This is a genomic window from Streptomyces sp. NPDC050617 (assembly GCF_040654795.1).
In the GTDB taxonomy this organism is placed as follows: domain Bacteria; phylum Actinomycetota; class Actinomycetes; order Streptomycetales; family Streptomycetaceae; genus Streptomyces.
The window spans coordinates 358548-373956 of the sequence record NZ_JBFAIS010000002.1 but is presented as its reverse complement, the minus strand read 5'-3'; the positions used below and the strand labels follow the sequence as shown (position 1 = coordinate 373956).

Annotated in this window: 15 protein-coding genes and 1 pseudogene; 9 read left to right on the top strand and 7 right to left on the bottom strand. The window is 68.3% G+C overall.

The features are described from left to right. Positions 1 to 9 precede the first annotated feature (9 nt). The 3 genes from gnd to dnaA all read right to left on the bottom strand — a co-directional run bounded on the left by gnd (position 10) and on the right by dnaA (position 4978). Positions 10 to 888: a phosphogluconate dehydrogenase (NAD(+)-dependent, decarboxylating) gene (gnd, locus tag AB0I49_RS04210; protein ID WP_030882162.1), complete on the bottom strand. Its 879-nt coding sequence runs from the start codon at positions 886 to 888 to the stop codon at positions 10 to 12. Between the two features lie 170 nt (positions 889 to 1058). Next, positions 1059 to 2189 carry a DNA polymerase III subunit beta gene (gene dnaN, locus AB0I49_RS04205; protein ID WP_363225269.1) on the bottom strand — a complete coding sequence of 377 codons (1131 nt, stop codon included), beginning with the start codon at positions 2187 to 2189 and terminating at the stop codon, positions 1059 to 1061. Between the two features lie 860 nt (positions 2190 to 3049). Continuing rightward, a complete protein-coding gene (gene dnaA / locus AB0I49_RS04200; protein ID WP_363225268.1) occupies positions 3050 to 4978 on the bottom strand; it encodes a chromosomal replication initiator protein DnaA in 1929 nt (642 codons plus the stop codon). Between the two features lie 423 nt (positions 4979 to 5401). Between dnaA and rpmH the strand changes: the two genes are divergently transcribed. From rpmH to AB0I49_RS04155, 9 genes and pseudogenes are all read left to right on the top strand, one after another. Beyond that, entirely contained in the window at positions 5402 to 5539 is a 138-nt protein-coding gene (rpmH, locus tag AB0I49_RS04195) for a 50S ribosomal protein L34 (RefSeq protein ID WP_003949374.1), read from the top strand. An 18-nt stretch (positions 5540 to 5557) separates the two neighbouring features. Next, positions 5558 to 5926: pseudogene (rnpA, locus tag AB0I49_RS04190) on the top strand (ribonuclease P protein component); the annotation flags it as partial. A gap of 62 nt (positions 5927 to 5988) precedes the next feature. Next, the gene (gene yidD, locus AB0I49_RS04185; RefSeq protein ID WP_030882169.1) at positions 5989 to 6303 is read left to right on the top strand and encodes a membrane protein insertion efficiency factor YidD; all 315 of its coding nucleotides are present in this window, start codon (positions 5989 to 5991) and stop codon (positions 6301 to 6303) included. Positions 6304 to 6306: 3 nt separating this feature from the next. Next, complete coding sequence (gene yidC / locus AB0I49_RS04180; RefSeq protein ID WP_363225267.1) at positions 6307 to 7467, top strand: membrane protein insertase YidC; 1161 nt, start codon at positions 6307 to 6309, stop codon at positions 7465 to 7467. Between the two features lie 12 nt (positions 7468 to 7479). Then, the gene (locus tag AB0I49_RS04175; RefSeq protein WP_363225266.1) at positions 7480 to 8001 is read left to right on the top strand and encodes a R3H domain-containing nucleic acid-binding protein; all 522 of its coding nucleotides are present in this window, start codon (positions 7480 to 7482) and stop codon (positions 7999 to 8001) included. 120 nt (positions 8002 to 8121) lie between these two features. Next, a complete protein-coding gene (gene rsmG, locus AB0I49_RS04170; RefSeq protein WP_363225265.1) occupies positions 8122 to 8838 on the top strand; it encodes a 16S rRNA (guanine(527)-N(7))-methyltransferase RsmG in 717 nt (238 codons plus the stop codon). A gap of 253 nt (positions 8839 to 9091) precedes the next feature. Continuing rightward, positions 9092 to 10210 carry a ParA family protein gene (locus AB0I49_RS04165; protein WP_363225438.1) on the top strand — a complete coding sequence of 373 codons (1119 nt, stop codon included), beginning with the start codon at positions 9092 to 9094 and terminating at the stop codon, positions 10208 to 10210. After that, positions 10203 to 11303 (top strand): ParB/RepB/Spo0J family partition protein, encoded by a 1101-nt coding sequence (locus tag AB0I49_RS04160; protein ID WP_363225264.1) that lies wholly within the window; start codon positions 10203 to 10205, stop codon positions 11301 to 11303. The genes AB0I49_RS04165 and AB0I49_RS04160 overlap by 8 nt, the downstream gene beginning before the upstream one ends. Before the next feature lie 301 nt (positions 11304 to 11604). Next, entirely contained in the window at positions 11605 to 12222 is a 618-nt protein-coding gene (locus AB0I49_RS04155; protein WP_363225262.1) for a GNAT family N-acetyltransferase, read from the top strand. Positions 12223 to 12307: 85 nt separating this feature from the next. Here AB0I49_RS04155 and trxA read toward each other — a convergent pair whose 3' ends face one another. The 4 genes from trxA to sigM form a co-directional block, all read right to left on the bottom strand. Further along, positions 12308 to 12637: a thioredoxin gene (trxA, locus tag AB0I49_RS04150; protein WP_030882180.1), complete on the bottom strand. Its 330-nt coding sequence runs from the start codon at positions 12635 to 12637 to the stop codon at positions 12308 to 12310. 49 nt (positions 12638 to 12686) lie between these two features. Then, entirely contained in the window at positions 12687 to 13655 is a 969-nt protein-coding gene (gene trxB / locus AB0I49_RS04145; RefSeq protein WP_363225261.1) for a thioredoxin-disulfide reductase, read from the bottom strand. Positions 13656 to 13769: 114 nt separating this feature from the next. Further along, positions 13770 to 14720, bottom strand: coding sequence for a hypothetical protein (locus AB0I49_RS04140; RefSeq protein ID WP_363225259.1), 951 nt, complete (start codon positions 14718 to 14720; stop codon positions 13770 to 13772). Continuing rightward, a complete protein-coding gene (gene sigM, locus AB0I49_RS04135; protein ID WP_363225258.1) occupies positions 14717 to 15406 on the bottom strand; it encodes an RNA polymerase sigma factor SigM in 690 nt (229 codons plus the stop codon). Before sigM ends, AB0I49_RS04140 begins: the two co-directional genes overlap by 4 nt. Between the last annotated feature and the right edge of the window lie 3 nt (positions 15407 to 15409).

Below are 15409 nucleotides of genomic sequence, written 5' to 3'. Positions count from 1 at the left end.
CTGAGCTGCTTACTTCTTGTTCTCGACCGCGTGGCCACCGAACTGGTTGCGCAGCGCGGCGATCATCTTCATCTGCGGGGAGTCGTCCTGCCGGGACGCGAACCGCGCGAACAACGACGCGGTGATCGCCGGCAGCGGCACCGCGTTGTCGATCGCGGCCTCCACCGTCCAACGGCCCTCGCCCGAGTCCGCCGCGAACCCGCGCAGCTTCTCCAGGTGCTCGTCGTCGTCGAGCGCGTTGACGGCCAGGTCGAGCAGCCAGGAACGGATGACCGTGCCCTCCTGCCAGCTGCGGAAGACCTCGCGGACGTCGGTGACGGAGTCGACCTTCTCCAGGAGCTCCCAGCCCTCGGCGTACGCCTGCATCATCGCGTACTCGATGCCGTTGTGGACCATCTTGGCGAAGTGACCGGCCCCGACCTTGCCCGCGTGGACCGAGCCGTACTCGCCCTCCGGCTTGAGCGCGTCGAAGATCGGCTGCACCTTCGCGACGTCCTCGGTCGCGCCGCCGTACATCAGCGCGTAGCCGTTCTCCAGCCCCCAGACGCCGCCCGAGACGCCGCAGTCGACGAAGCCGATGCCCTTGGCGGCCAGCTCCTCCGCGTGCTTCTCGTCGTCCGTCCAGCGGGAGTTGCCGCCGTCCACGAGGACGTCGCCGGGCGAGAGCAGCTCGGAGAGCTCGTCGACGGTGGACTGGGTCGCCGCGCCCGCGGGAACCATGACCCACACCACGCGCGGACCCTTGAGCGAGTCCACGAGCTCATTGAGGCTCTGGACATCCGCGAGGTCCGGATTGCGGTCGTATCCGATGACGGTGTGGCCTGCGCGGCGGATGCGCTCGCGCATGTTGCCGCCCATCTTGCCGAGACCGACGAGACCGAGCTCCATCAGTGATCCTCTATGCCGTAGTCGTTGCGATTCGTACCTGAGGCCGAGCCTACGCCCGTGGGTGCGTGCACACCTGTGGGCTCAGCCGCTCATCGGCCGACCGGCGGCGGGGGCGGCCGGAGCAGGGGCGCAACCCCCGTCTCCGACCCGCCCACCCGTTGTCATGAGCGTCAGCCGGACAGCCGCACCGGCATGATCAGGTACTTGTACGCCTCGTCCGCCTCGGCGTCCACGGCCGGCCGGCCGCTGAGCAGCGCGGGCTTCGTGGAGGTCGTGAAGGAGAGCTGGGCGACGGGCGAGTCGATCGCCGACAGCCCCTCCAGCAGGAAGCCCGGATTGAAGGCGATCGAGATGTCGTCGCCGTCGAGCTGGGCGTCGACGCGCTCCACAGCCTGTGCGTCGTCGCTGGAGCCGGCCTCCAGGATCAGCACGCCCTGCTCGAAGCTGAGCCGCACCGGGGTGTTCCGCTCGGCCACCAGCGCCACACGCTTGACGGCCTCGACGAACGGCGCGGTCTCGATCACGGCGATGGAGTTGAACTCCGTCGGGAAGAGCGTGCGGTACTTCGGCAGGTCGCCTTCGAGCAGCCGGGTCGTCGTACGGCGGCCGGCGCCCTCGAAGCCGATCAGCCCCTCTCCGGCGCCGGAGCCGGACAGCGCCAGCGACACCGTGTCGCCGCCGCTGAGCGACTTGGCGGTGTCCAGGAGCGTCTTGGCGGGCACCAGGGCGACCGCGGAGATGTCCGGGGTCTCCGGCTTCCACATGAATTCGCGGACGGCGAAGCGGTAGCGGTCGGTGGAGGCGAGGGTGACGGTGTCGCCCTCGATCTCGATCCGCACACCGGTCAGTACGGGCAGCGTGTCGTCGCGGCCGGCGGCGATGGCGACCTGGGCGGCGGCCGCGGCGAAGACCTCACCGGGGACAGTGCCGGTGGCGGTCGGCATCTGCGGCAGCGCCGGGTACTCCTCCACAGGGAGTGTGTGGAGCGTGAACCGGGACGAGCCGCAGACGACGGTCACTCGTACACCGTCGGTGGAAATCTCCACGGGGCGGTTGGGCAGCGCCCGGCAGATGTCGGCCAGCAGCCTGCCGGAGACGAGAACCGTGCCGCCCTCTTCCACGTCCGCCTCGACGGAGACGCGGGCCGAGACCTCGTAGTCGAAGCCCGACAGGCTCAGTGCGCCCTCTTCTGCCTTCAGCAGCAGGCCCGCGAGGACGGGCACCGGCGGACGGGCCGGGAGGCTCTTGGCCGCCCAGGCCACTGCCTCCGCGAGTACATCGCGCTCCACCCGGATCTTCACCGGAAACCGCCTCCTGCTGTTGCTGGCTCGCCCTGCTGGCCTTCGTCGTCGGCTGATTTGCCGGAGACCAGTCTGACGCACGGCACCGACAGTCGGTGCGGCTCGGGGTCAAGTCGGGGCGGGAGGTGTCGGGCGGTCCGGTGCCGAGTTGTGCACAGGGCCCACTTCCAAGCGAGTTCCCAGCTACATCTAAGTGGTCGTAGTAGTAGGTCCTGTGGAAACCGTGGACAACCTGTTTTGCGCAGGTCAGAGCGCGTTTTTTGTCCACCGGTCCTGTGGGCGGCACCCGTGGATAAACCGGTGTCTCTGTGGACTGCCGAAAGTTCTGCACACCCGATGCACAGGGAGGGGGTACTTCTCCCCAGCGCCGTCCCCAGAAATACCCACGTTCCCCACAGCCCAACCAACCTCCTTGGTGTGACGCCTTTCACTCGCCACGGTGACCACGGGTGTTGCGTTGCCGAACAGTGGACAGACGTGTGGAAAGGCTGTGCACAAGGCGGGCATCCCTGTGGGCGGCCGGTGGACGACGGACCGGCCCTCTTGTGTGCCGATCTTTCATCCACACCCTGTGGATGAGCGTTAGTCACAAATCCCCAAGCCGCTGACCTCCCCTGATACTGCATCAGCGGCATGCCTTGTGGACGCAGTCTGGACAACTTCGCGGTCCCCAGGGTGTGGACGGGAGATTGTCCCCTCATCTGTGGAGAAGCGGACCCGGCCGACCCGAAATCGAACAGCCCCGGCGACCGTGCACAGCCTGTGCAGCCCCTCCGGCGCCTCCCGCCGCGCCCTCCACAGCCTCTGGAACGACGAAAAGGCGCTCCAGGAGTGCTCCTGGAGCGCCTGGGCGCCGCGGGTCAGCTGTTCTTGATGCGGTTCGTCAGCTCGGTCACCTGGTTGTAGATGGACCGGCGCTCGGCCATCAGCGCCCGGATCTTGCGGTCGGCGTGCATCACCGTCGTATGGTCCCGGTTGCCGAACTGCGCGCCGATCTTCGGCAGCGACAGGTCCGTCAGCTCCCGGCACAGATACATCGCGATCTGGCGCGCCGTGACCAGCACCCGGCTGCGCGAGGCCCCGCAGAGGTCCTCGACGGTGTGCCCGAAGTAGTCCGCGGTCGCCGCCATGATGGCGGGCGCGGTGATCTCCGGCGAGGCGTCCTCGCCGCCGGGGATCAGGTCCTTGAGCACGATCTCGGTCAGCCCGAGATCCACGGGCTGCCGGTTCAGGCTCGCGAACGCCGTCACCCTGATCAGCGCGCCCTCCAGCTCGCGGATATTGCGCGAGATGCGGGAGGCGATGAATTCCAGCACCTCGGGGGGCGCGTTCAGCTGCTCCTGGACCGCCTTCTTACGGAGGATCGCGATCCGCGTCTCCAGCTCCGGCGGCTGCACATCGGTGGTCAGCCCCCACTCGAAGCGGTTGCGGAGCCGGTCCTCCAGGGTCACGAGCTGCTTGGGCGGCCGGTCCGAGGACAGCACGATCTGCTTGTTGGCGTTGTGCAGCGTATTGAACGTGTGGAAGAACTCCTCCTGCGTCGACTCCTTGCTCGCGAGGAACTGGATGTCGTCGACCAGCAGGATGTCCACATCCCGGTACCGCTTGCGGAAGGTGTCGCCCTTGCCGTCGCGGATCGAGTTGATGAACTCGTTGGTGAACTCCTCCGAGCTCACATAGCGCACCCGGGTGCCGGGGTAGAGGCTCCGCGCGTAGTGCCCGATGGCGTGCAGCAGGTGGGTCTTGCCGAGCCCCGACTCCCCGTAGATGAAGAGGGGGTTGTACGCCTTGGCCGGCGCCTCGGCGACCGCGACAGCCGCCGCGTGGGCGAAGCGGTTGGACGCCCCGATGACGAAGGTGTCGAAGAGGTACTTCGGGTTGAGGCGGGCGTGGGGCTCGCCGGGGGCGGGCGCCGGGGCCGGCTGCGCCGCGAGCGGGCCGGGCGCGCCGGTGGGCGCGGGCAGAGCGCTCCCATTGCCGCCGCCGTGGCTCCCCTGACCGACGCCCTGGCCGCCGCCGCGCAGGTGTCCGGGCGGGCCGTCGTGGAGGTCGCGGCGCTGCTGCTGGTCGTACGGCAGGCGCTCGGGCGCCGCGGACCGGTAGTCCGAGGACGGCTGCTGGTGCTCGTACTGCGACTGCTCGTACGGGGACGGCTCGTACTGCGACTGGTCGTATTGCTGCTCGTACTGCTGGGGCGGGTGCTGCTGGCCGTGCTGACCGTGCTGCGCGTACGGGTCGTTCTCCGGGAATCCGCCCAGGCGCGGCTGCTGCCAGCCGTAGTTGTCGTGCGGACGCGGCCAGGCGCCGGGGTCGGGGCGCTGCTGGTACTCGGGGTACGCGGGGCGCGCGGTCGGGAGCTGGTCGTCGGCGGGGGCCGGGCGTCCGTAGCTGTCGCGGTTGTCGTAGCCGTCGTACGCGTCGCGGGGCGGTTCCTCGTAGTGCTGCTGCTGAGGCCGCTCCTGGTGCTGCTGCTGGTGCGGGGGGGCCGGGGGCTGGGGCGCGGGCGGCTCGCCGGCGGAGGAGTCGACGGTGATCGCGATCCGGATGGGGCGGCCGCACTCGCGGCTGAGGGTCTCGCTGACGATCGGCGCCAGGCGGCCTTCGAGTACGCCCTTGGCGAATTCGTTGGGCACGGCGAGCAGCGCGGTGTCGGCGACCAGCGCCAGGGGCTGGCAGCGGGTGATCCAGCGCTCGTCCTTGGCCTCGACTCCTTGGCCCCTCCCTTCGCCGAGGAGCTGCTCCAGTACGCGTGGCCACACTGCGGCAAGATCGGCGGGCAGGTCGGCCACAGGGCACGCTCTCTCAGTCACTGGGGGCACCCGGGTGTCCCACGAATGTGTGGTTCTCGGGACGGGCGGGAAGGATGCGGAGTTCAGCCAAGGTAGTCAGGCCGAGGTGCGGGGTTCAAGTCGTTGTCCACAGGGGTGTGCACAAATGTGCCACGGGGGACGGCCGGGCGTCGCGGTGGGCTCGCGTAGGGTTACGGTTCTTCATGGTGCGCCGCCGGTTTGACCGGATGGCGTAGCCGTGCGTACCGTGAGCAGGTCGAGTTGTCGATGGCTGCTGCCGCCTGCCTCCGATGGGCAAAGATCACGGTCTCTGGACCGTGGTTCTGAAGCGGTGCACTCGGGCGTATTGCGAGCTTCTCGTGGGCGCACGGTGACAGCCAGGCGATGTCCCGCCATCACACGATTCATTTCTGGAGCCCCCGAGTGAGCAAGCGCACCTTCCAGCCGAACAACCGCCGCCGCGCGAAGACCCACGGCTTCCGGCTGCGTATGCGCACCCGTGCCGGCCGCGCGATTCTCGCGTCCCGCCGTGGCAAGGGTCGCGCCCGCCTTTCCGCCTGATCTCGCATAGGTCATGACGTGCTGCCTACCGAGTCTCGGCTGAGGCGGCGCGAGGACTTTGCGACCGCGGTACGCCGAGGACGCAGGGCCGGGCGCCCGCTCCTCGTCGTCCACTTCCGCAGTGGTCCAACGGACCCGCACCCACCTGGGGAGACCGCTCCTCCGGTGCGTGCGGGTTTCGTCGTCAGCAAGGCCGTGGGTGGTGCTGTCGTACGCAACCTGGTGAAGCGGAGACTGCGTCACCTCATGCGCGACCGGCTGGAGTTTTTTCCCGCCGGTAGCCTGGTTGTCGTACGGGCGCTGCCCGGCGCGGGCGAGGCCGACCACGGTCAGCTGGCCCGTGATCTCGACGCCGCGATCCAGCGGCTGATGAACGGCGCGCCGCGACGCTGCAATCCCCCGGGAGGCGACCCCCGGAGCCCCGGCCGAGACCCGGGAGGGAGCGCACAGTGAAGTATCCGCTGCTCTGGTTGATCAAGCTGTATCAGTGGACCATCAGCCCTCTCCTTGGGCCGGTCTGCAAGTACTACCCGTCCTGCTCGCACTATGGCTACACGGCTATCAACGTGCACGGCGCGGTCAAAGGAACGGTGCTGACGGCGTGGCGCATCCTGCGCTGCAATCCGTGGTCGCTCGGCGGCGTCGACCACGTACCTCCCCGGAAGCATCCGGTCTGGCATCAGCGGCTGAGGAGCCGCCTGGGTGGGAGTTCTGCCGAGCCCGCCGCACAGCCCGAGACTCAGCCCAACGCCCAAGGAGCCTGATTCGTGGACACGATCCTCGGTCCTCTTTATAAAGCAGTTTCCTGGATCATCGTCCAGTTCCACTCGTTCTACAGCTTGATCTTCGACAAGAACAGTGGCTGGGCCTGGGGTCTGTCCATCGTCTCGCTGGTGGTCCTGATCCGTATCTGCCTGATCCCGCTTTTTGTGAAGCAGATCAAGGCGACGCGGAACATGCAGGTGCTCCAGCCGAAGATGAAGGCGATCCAGGAGCGTTACAAGAGCGACAAGCAGCGCCAGTCCGAAGAGATGATGAAGCTCTACAAGGAGTCGGGCACCAACCCGCTCTCGAGCTGCCTCCCGATTCTGGCGCAGTCCCCGTTCTTCATCTCGCTGTACCAGGTCCTGAACCACATCGCGCAGGGCAGGGTCGTCGGCGTCATCGACAAGCCGCTGCTGGAGAGCGCCCGTGAGGCGCACATCTTCGGCGCCCCGCTGTCCGTGAAGTTCATGGACAGCGCGTCCAAGGTCGAGGCGCTCGGCGCCACGCTGACCGATGTGCGCGTCGTGACGATCATCATGATCGTGCTGATGTCGGCGTCGCAGTTCTACACGCAGCGCCAGCTGATGACGAAGAACGTCGACCTCACGGTGAAGACGCCGTTCATGCAGCAGCAGAAGATGCTGATGTACGTCTTCCCGATCATGTTCGCCGTGTTCGGCATCAACTTCCCCGTCGGTGTTCTCGTCTACTGGCTGACCACCAACGTGTGGACCATGGGTCAGCAGATGTTCGTCATCCGCCGTAACCCGACCCCCGGCAGCCTCGCCTTCAAGCAGCGCCAGGAGCGGCTGCGGGCGAAGGGCAAGCTGAAGGAGGACCCGGAGGAGGTCGAGGCGAAGAAGGCGGTCGAGGCCGCTCGCGCGAACCGGCAGCAGCCCAAGCGGCAGCCGAAGGCGAAGCGCCAGGCCGGTACGACCGCTGTCCAGGGCGGGGCCAAGGCCACGGGTTCCGAGAATGCCGCGCCGACGGGTGAGCGCAGCAAGGCCGGCAAGACGGGCGGCACGACGGATGCCAAGCCGTCGCTCGACAAGAAGCAGCCGGAGGACGACAAGCCCAAGTCGGCCGGTGGCTCTTCTTCCCGTAATGCCAAGTCCGGGCAGCGCAAGGGCCCGCAGCGTCCCAAGCACCCGTCCAAGAAGTAGAAGGAGTCCACAGTGACGGACACACAGAGTCAGTCGGCTGGGGCCGCCGCCGAGGGAACCGACACCCTCTCCCGCCTTGAGCAGGAAGGCGAGATCGCGGCCGACTACCTCGAGGGGCTGCTGGACATCGCCGACCTCGACGGCGACATCGATATGGATGTGGAGGCCGACCGGGCCGCCGTATCGATCATCAGCGACTCGACCAGCCGGGACCTGCAGAAGCTGGTGGGGCGTGACGGTGAGGTGCTGGAGGCGCTCCAGGAGCTGACGCGGCTGGCGGTGCACCGTGAGACGGGCGACCGCAGCCGGCTGATGCTGGACATCGGCGGGTTCCGTGCGCGCAAGCGCGAGGAGCTGGCGGTGCTGGGCGCCAAGGCGGCCGAGGAGGCGAAGGGCAGCGGTGAGCCGGTGAAGCTGAAGCCGATGACGCCCTTCGAGCGGAAGGTCGTCCATGACGCGGTGGCGGCCGCGGGGCTGCGCAGCGAGTCCGAGGGCGAGGAGCCCGAGCGCCGCGTGGTCGTACTCCCGGCCTGACGACCCGGACTTCACCGTGTGCACGGCCCCGTCTGCTCGCAGGCGGGGCCGAATCTTGTCAGCCTGACTCAACGTTCGACATCGTGGTATCGACAACGTGGTACGGAAGGACGGTCCCCCGTGACGGAGGCAGGAGAGCTTCCCCCGGCGCCGGAGGCGGCGCGCGAGGTATTCGGCGAGCGCTTTCCGGAGGCTGTCCGGTACGCGGAGCTGCTCGCGGATGCGGGCGTGCGGCGGGGACTGATCGGTCCGCGTGAGGTCCCCCGGCTGTGGGAGCGGCACCTGCTGAACTGCGCGGTGCTCTCGGAGGCTGTCCCCGAGGGCGTGTCCGTGTGCGACGTGGGGTCCGGCGCGGGGCTGCCGGGCATCCCGCTGGCGCTGGTGCGGGAGGACCTCCACATCACGCTGCTGGAGCCGCTGCTGCGCCGTACGACGTTCCTCCAGGAGGTCGTCGAGCTGTTGGGCCTGGACCACGTCACGGTGGTGCGGGGGCGCGCAGAGGAGGTCCTGGGGACCCTTCAGCCGGTGCACGTGGTGACGGCCCGCGCGGTGGCTCCGCTGGATCGGCTGGCCGGCTGGGGCGTTCCGCTGCTGCGTCCGTACGGAGAGATGCTGGCCCTCAAGGGCGATACCGCCGAGGAGGAGCTGAAGGGCGCCCGTGCGGCGCTGAGCAAGCTCGGCGTGGTGAAGACCTCGGTGCTTCAGGTGGGCGAGGGAGTGGTGGACCCGCTCTCGACGGTGGTCCGCGCCGAGGTCGGGGAGAGTCCCGGCGGCGTGAGGTTCGCCGCCAAGCGGGCGAAGGCGGCACGGGTCAGCCGGTCGCGTCGCCGTCGCTGAATCGGGTTTCGTAGGGGCAATGCTCCATACAAGCTGCCAAAACTACGCATTACGGAGTGTCGTGGACGCGTAGCGCGGTCGGCCATGCATCGTGTTTCACGTGAAACGACGTTCCTTGCTGCATGGAATCATCAGCCGCGGTCGCGCGGCTGCCGCGCCGCGTGGTCGTAGGCCCGTTAGTGGCATGGAGTTGTCCACAGGCAGCCATTCATCCACAGGAGAGCGGGCCCCGCTGGTTCATGACCCCGAAGGCATGGCAGGCTCTGTTCATTGCGAGCCTGATGTCGAGGAGAGTGAATCCTTGCGGTCCGACGCCAACATCGCGGGGCCGATGGCCGACCCGGTCCCCGGTCCCCGTTCTGCTGAGTCCGAGCTGGGGGCTGTTCCGGGGCCTCCGAACGGGGAGGACGTTTCACGTGAAACGCCGCCTCCCATGGATGACACCCCCATCGGTCGAGCCGCCCAGCTGGCGGTGGAAGCGCTGGGCCGTGCGGGAGAGGCCCTGCCCAGGCCGGACCAGACCCGCGTCATGGTGGTCGCCAACCAGAAGGGCGGGGTGGGCAAGACCACGACGACCGTGAACCTGGCAGCCTCCCTCGCGCTTCATGGCGCTCGGGTGCTGGTCGTCGACCTCGACCCGCAGGGCAACGCCTCCACTGCTCTGGGGATCGACCATCACGCCGAGGTCCCGTCCATCTACGACGTGCTCGTCGACAGCAGGCCGCTGTCCGAGGTGGTCCAGCCGGTCGTCGATGTGGAAGGGCTCTTCTGCGCCCCGGCCACCATCGACCTGGCCGGCGCGGAGATCGAACTGGTCTCTCTGGTGGCACGGGAGAGCCGCCTGGACCGCGCGATCCAGGCGTACGAGCAGCCCCTGGACTACATCCTCATCGACTGCCCGCCCTCGCTCGGGCTGCTGACCGTCAACGCACTGGTCGCGGGTGCTGAAGTGCTCATCCCGATTCAGTGCGAGTACTACGCACTGGAGGGGCTTGGGCAGCTGCTGCGCAATGTCGACCTGGTGCGCGGCCACCTCAACCCCAAGCTTCACGTTTCGACGATTCTGCTCACCATGTACGACGGCCGGACGCGACTGGCCTCGCAGGTTGCTGACGAGGTCCGTACGCACTTCGGCAATGAGGTGCTGCGAACCAGCATTCCGCGCTCGGTGCGCATCTCCGAGGCACCCAGCTACGGGCAGACGGTATTGACTTACGACCCGGGGTCCAGCGGTTCGCTCTCCTATCTGGAGGCGGCGCGCGAGATCGCTTTGCGGGGCGTCGGCGTGTATTACGACAGCAGTAAGGCCCATGCCAAGGGCCGTCACCATCAGCAAGACCAGCAAAGTGTGTCGGAGGGGTTCAGTGAGTGATCGACGTAGGGGACTGGGCCGCGGGCTCGGTGCACTGATCCCGCCGGCGCCCACGGCGTCGGACAGCCCGGCGGTGGGGGCCGGAGCGACGTCACCGTCGGCGGTGCCGATTCTGACGCAGGAGCGGGGAGTGGCCGCGGCCAAGGTGGCGAAGCTCGCCAAGCGCAGCGTTTCACGTGAAACGGAAGAGCCACCGCCCGTGGAGAAGACGCCTGCCGTGCCTACGGCCGGGGAGGTCGCGGGAGCGACCTTCGCCGAGCTGCCGCTGGAGGACATCGCCCCGAACCCGCGGCAGCCGCGGAGCGATTTCAATGAGGAGGCCCTCGCCGAGCTGGTCACCTCCGTGCGCGAGGTGGGGCTGCTCCAGCCCGTCGTGGTCCGGCAGGTGTCGCCGGGCAAGTATGAGCTCATCATGGGCGAGCGCCGGTACAAGGCGTGCAGTGAGGCCGGGATGGAGAAGATCCCTGCCATCATCCGGGCGACCGACGACGAGAAGCTGCTGCTCGACGCACTGCTGGAGAACCTGCACCGCGCCCAGCTGAATCCGCTCGAAGAGGCCGCCGCGTACGACCAGTTGCTGAAGGACTTCAGCTGCACCCACGACGAACTGGCCGACCGGATCGGGCGCTCCCGCCCTCAGGTCTCCAACACGCTGCGGCTGCTGAAGCTGCCGCCGTCCGTGCAGAGCCGAGTCGCCGCGGGGGTGCTCTCCTCGGGGCACGCTCGGGCGCTGCTGGCCGTGGAGGACCCGGAGGAGCAGCAGCGCCTCGCGAAGCGCATCGTGGCCGAGGGGCTTTCGGTGCGGTCGATCGAGGAGATCGTGAAGGACTTGGGCTCGCGGCCGTCGAGCTCGACCAAGGCCAAGGGGCCTCGGGCGGGCACCCGGGTCTCCCCCGCTCTGACCGACCTGGCCACGCGGCTGTCGGACCGCTTCGAGACACGGGTGAAGGTGGACCTGGGCCAGAAGAAGGGAAAGATCGTCGTTGAGTTCGCCTCGATAGACGATCTCGAACGGATTCTGGGCGAGCTGGCTCCGGGGGAGGGCCGGGTGCTGGAGCAGAAGCTGTCCGAGGAGAAGACGGAAGAGTCCTAGTCGAGGGCTTGCCGCCGAGGGCGGTCCGTGTCGCCGGTCAACGGGACACGGGCCGCCCTTTGCCTTGCCGCGCTACCCGTCCCAACGCGGCGCGGATACGATGCGAAAGGGTATGGCACATCCACGTTGGACGCAGTTCACGGAGGGGCGGGGCCATGCGATCGGTGAGCCGGACCGGGCTGGTGGCGACAGGACTGAGCCTGGGGGCAGTCGGCGGTTTCGTCGGCAGCCTCATCAGGGAGCGGAGCGCCCTGAGCGCCGCTCGCGGTGTGGCACGCGACGGAAGTGAGGAACTGGCTTCATGGGGCGTCGGCTTGTACCGCTCACACTCGACAACCTCCCGGACCTTCCCAAGCGCTGCCGCGCCTGTGTCTTCTGGGAGCTGGACCCCGTCAGCGGCGAAGCCGCGGTAAAGGCCGGCCGTCCGGAGCTGGAGAAGGAAGCATGGATCTCCGCTGTCCTGCTGGAGTGGGGTTCGTGCGGGCGGGTCGTCTACGTCGATGACGTGCCGGTCGGCTTTGTGCTCTACGCTCCACCGGCGTACGTGCCGCGCTCCACCGCCTTTCCCACCAGTCCCGTGTCCGCCGATGCCGTGCAGCTGATGACGGCGTGGCTGATGCCGGGCTACCAGAGTCAGGGGCTGGGCCGAGTGATGGTGCAGACCGTCGCCAAGGACCTGATCCGACGCGGGGTGAAGGCGATCGAGGCGTTCGGCGACGCGAGCTGGAAGGAACCGGCCTGTGTGCTGCCTGCCGACCATCTGCTCGCGGTCGGCTTCAAGACCGTACGCCCGCACCCGCGTTATCCACGGCTGAGGCTGGAGCTGCGGACGACGATCTCCTGGAAGGAAGACGTCGAGATGGCTCTGGACCGTCTGCTCGGTGCGGTCCAGAAGGAACCGGCGCTGCGGCCACTGTAGAGGTGCACATGCGCGTGGGCCCGCCCCTAAACAGGGGCGGGCCCACGCGCATGTGCTGCTGTTTCACGTGAAACAGCGAGGGGTGTCAGGCGATGAACTCGGACAGGTCGCGCTCGATCGCGGCCTTCGGCTTGGCGCCGACGATGGTCTTGGCGACCTCGCCGCCCTGGTAGACGTTCAGGGTCGGGATCGACATGACGCCGTACTTGGCGGCCGTGCCGGGGTTCTCGTCGATGTTCAGCTTGACGATCTCGATCTTGTCGCCGTGCTCGGCCGCGATCGCCTCAAGGGAGGGGGCGATCTGGCGGCACGGGCCGCACCAGGCTGCCCAGAAGTCGACGAGCACGGGCTTGTCGTTCTTCAGGACGTCCTCTTCGAAGGTGGCATCGGTTACGGACTTGAGGGCGCCGGCCATGGCGATCTCCTTAGGTGGTGAGGCAGTGGGGTCTGAGGGCTGGACGGTGTCAGGCGGTCTTCTCGGGCTCCGGCACGCTCTCGCTGTCGCTCAGGGCGGCGAGGTGGCGCTCGGCGTCCAGTGCAGCGGAGCAGCCGGTGCCGGCGGCGGTGATGGCCTGGCGGTACGTGTGGTCCACAACGTCGCCCGCGGCGAAGACACCGGTGAGGTTCGTGTGCGTGGAGGGCGCGTCCACCATGAGGTACCCCTCGTCGTCCAGCTTGAGCTGGCCCTTGAAGAGCTCGGTGCGCGGGTCGTGGCCGATGGCGATGAACAGGCCGGTCACGGGGAGCTCGGAGGTCTCGCCGGACTTGAGGTTGCGCAGGGTCAGGTGAGAGAGCTTGTTCTCACCGTGGATCTCGGCGACCTCGCTGTCCCAGACGAACTTGATCTTCGGGTCGGCGAAGGCGCGCTCCTGCATGGCCTTGCTGGCGCGCAGCGTGTCACGGCGGTGCACGATGGTGACGGACTTGGCGAAGCGCGAGAGGAAGGTTGCCTCCTCCATCGCGGTGTCGCCGCCGCCGATCACGGCGATGTCCTGGTCCTTGAAGAAGAACCCGTCGCAGGTGGCGCACCAGGAGACGCCGCGGCCGGACAGCTCGTCCTCACGGGGCAGTCCCAGCTTGCGGTGCTGGGAGCCGGTGGTGACGATGACGGTCTTGGCACGGTGCACGGTGCCCGCGGAGTCGGTGACCGTCTTGATCTCATCGCTGAGGTCGACGGCGATCACGTCGTCCGGGACCAGCTCGGCACCGAACCGCTCGGCCTGGGCGCGCATGTTGTCCATGAGGTCCGGGCCCATGATCCCGTCGCGGAAGCCGGGGAAGTTCTCCACGTCGGTGGTGTTCATCAGCGCACCGCCGGCGGTCACGGCGCCCTCGAAGACCAGCGGCTTCAGAGAGGCGCGGGCGGTGTAGAGCGCGGCCGTATAGCCCGCAGGCCCGGAGCCGATGATGATCACGTTGCGGACGTCGCTCACGGGTGTCTTCCTTGTCTCTGCCGACTGCTGTCTGGGGCCCTGTTGGGTCTCACCCCACCCAACGGATACTACGGCGCGAGCATTCCCTGGAGACGACAGCGCACGATGGTGTGCTCAGCCGCGAGCGTATGTGCGGTTCAGCAGGACCTCTCCCGGTGTCGGGGAGGGGGCTCCAGTACAGGAGGACGCGACGATGTAGGCGTCGACGCGCTGATCGTCGCCCTCATGCGGCAGCACGATGAGATAGACGTCCTGGCCCTCGTAAGTCTCCTGGTGTGCCGCGAGCGGCGCGTCGGAACGGCCGGTCCCCTCCCGTACGCAGGACGGCGCGGTGGTGCCGTTGTCCTGCAGAGTGGTCTGGGGAGAGCTCTGAGCGCTCATGCTGCGAGACTCGGCAGGCTTCCGGGACGCCAGCAGATCCTGCACGCGCGACTCAAGAGTGGCGGAGGAGAGACCGGAGCTGTCGCCCTGGCCCTTCTTCACGGAGTTATGGGCCTGACCGCCCGTGTCGTCGCTGAGCCCGGACTGAATCAGCAGACCGCCCACGGTGAGGACGGCCGCAGCGCACGCGGTGCCGAGAAGCGCCTTCGGCCAGCGCCGCCTGCGCGTGCGACGGTCGGTACCGGCCTTCTGGCCCTGCCGCCCGGGGCCGGTCGCTCCCCGGGAGTGACCGGCCGGGCGGCCCGTGGCCACCGACGGAGCGTGCACGGTTTCACGTGAAACATGGTCGGCAGCCGACGAGGCGGAAGGCGTGATTTCACACGCCGATGTGGTTTCACGTGAAACAGAGGGGCTCTCGGAGGGGGCCCTGGCGTCGAGGAGCGCCTCGGCGGCGAGCGCCGCATCGATGCGGCCGGCGACGTCATCGGGCATGCGCACCGGGCCGGGCAAGGTGCCGAGCAGGTTGCGGATTTCGTCCAGAGAGGCCCGGACGTCTTCGCACAGTTCGCAGTCCGCGAGGTGCTGCCGTACGTCGGCCGTGCGGTCCGGTGGCAGGATTCCTTCGCTGAGCGCGGAGATCTCAGCGACCTCCGGGTGCTCGTCCGTGTCGGTCGTGGATGTCACGCTCGCCCACCTCCGCCCTTCACGGGATCAGCATCGTTCGGCCCTGCCGGTGGTGGGACGGCTGTCCCCTGCGTCCGGTTCCTTCCCCCACCCGGGGGCGCGCTATCCCTGCTACTCGGGTGCAGATGGGTGACCATCGGGAGCAGGCGTGCGCGTCCCCGCGCGCACCGGCTCTTCACCGTGCCGACCGGCACGTCCAGCACTTCGGCGGCCTCAGCCACGGGGTATCCCTGCATGTCGACGAGGACGAGGGCGGCGCGCTGATCGGGGGGAAGAGTGGCGAGTGCCCCGAGGAGTTCGCGGTGGAGGTCGCTGCGCTCCGCGGGCACGGCGGCCGACTCCTCGGGCTCCAGCAGTTGCTCCAGCCGCTCGGTGTCGGCCACCGGCGAGGTGCGGCGGGAGGCCGCTTTGCGGGCCCGGTCGAGGCACGCGTTGACGGTGATGCGGTGCAGCCATGTGGTGACGGCTGACTGGCCGCGGAAGCTGTGCGCGGCCCGGTAGGCGGAGACCAAGGCGTCCTGGACGGCGTCTGCTGCCTCTTCCCGGTCGCCCAGGGTGCGCAGGGCCACCGCCCAGAGTCTGTCGCGATGGCGTCTGACGATCTCGCCGAAGGCGTCGGGGTCACCCTTGATATGCAAGGCGAGGAGCTCGGCGTCGCTTGTGGCGTCGCGTCTGACGTCGTCCAACGT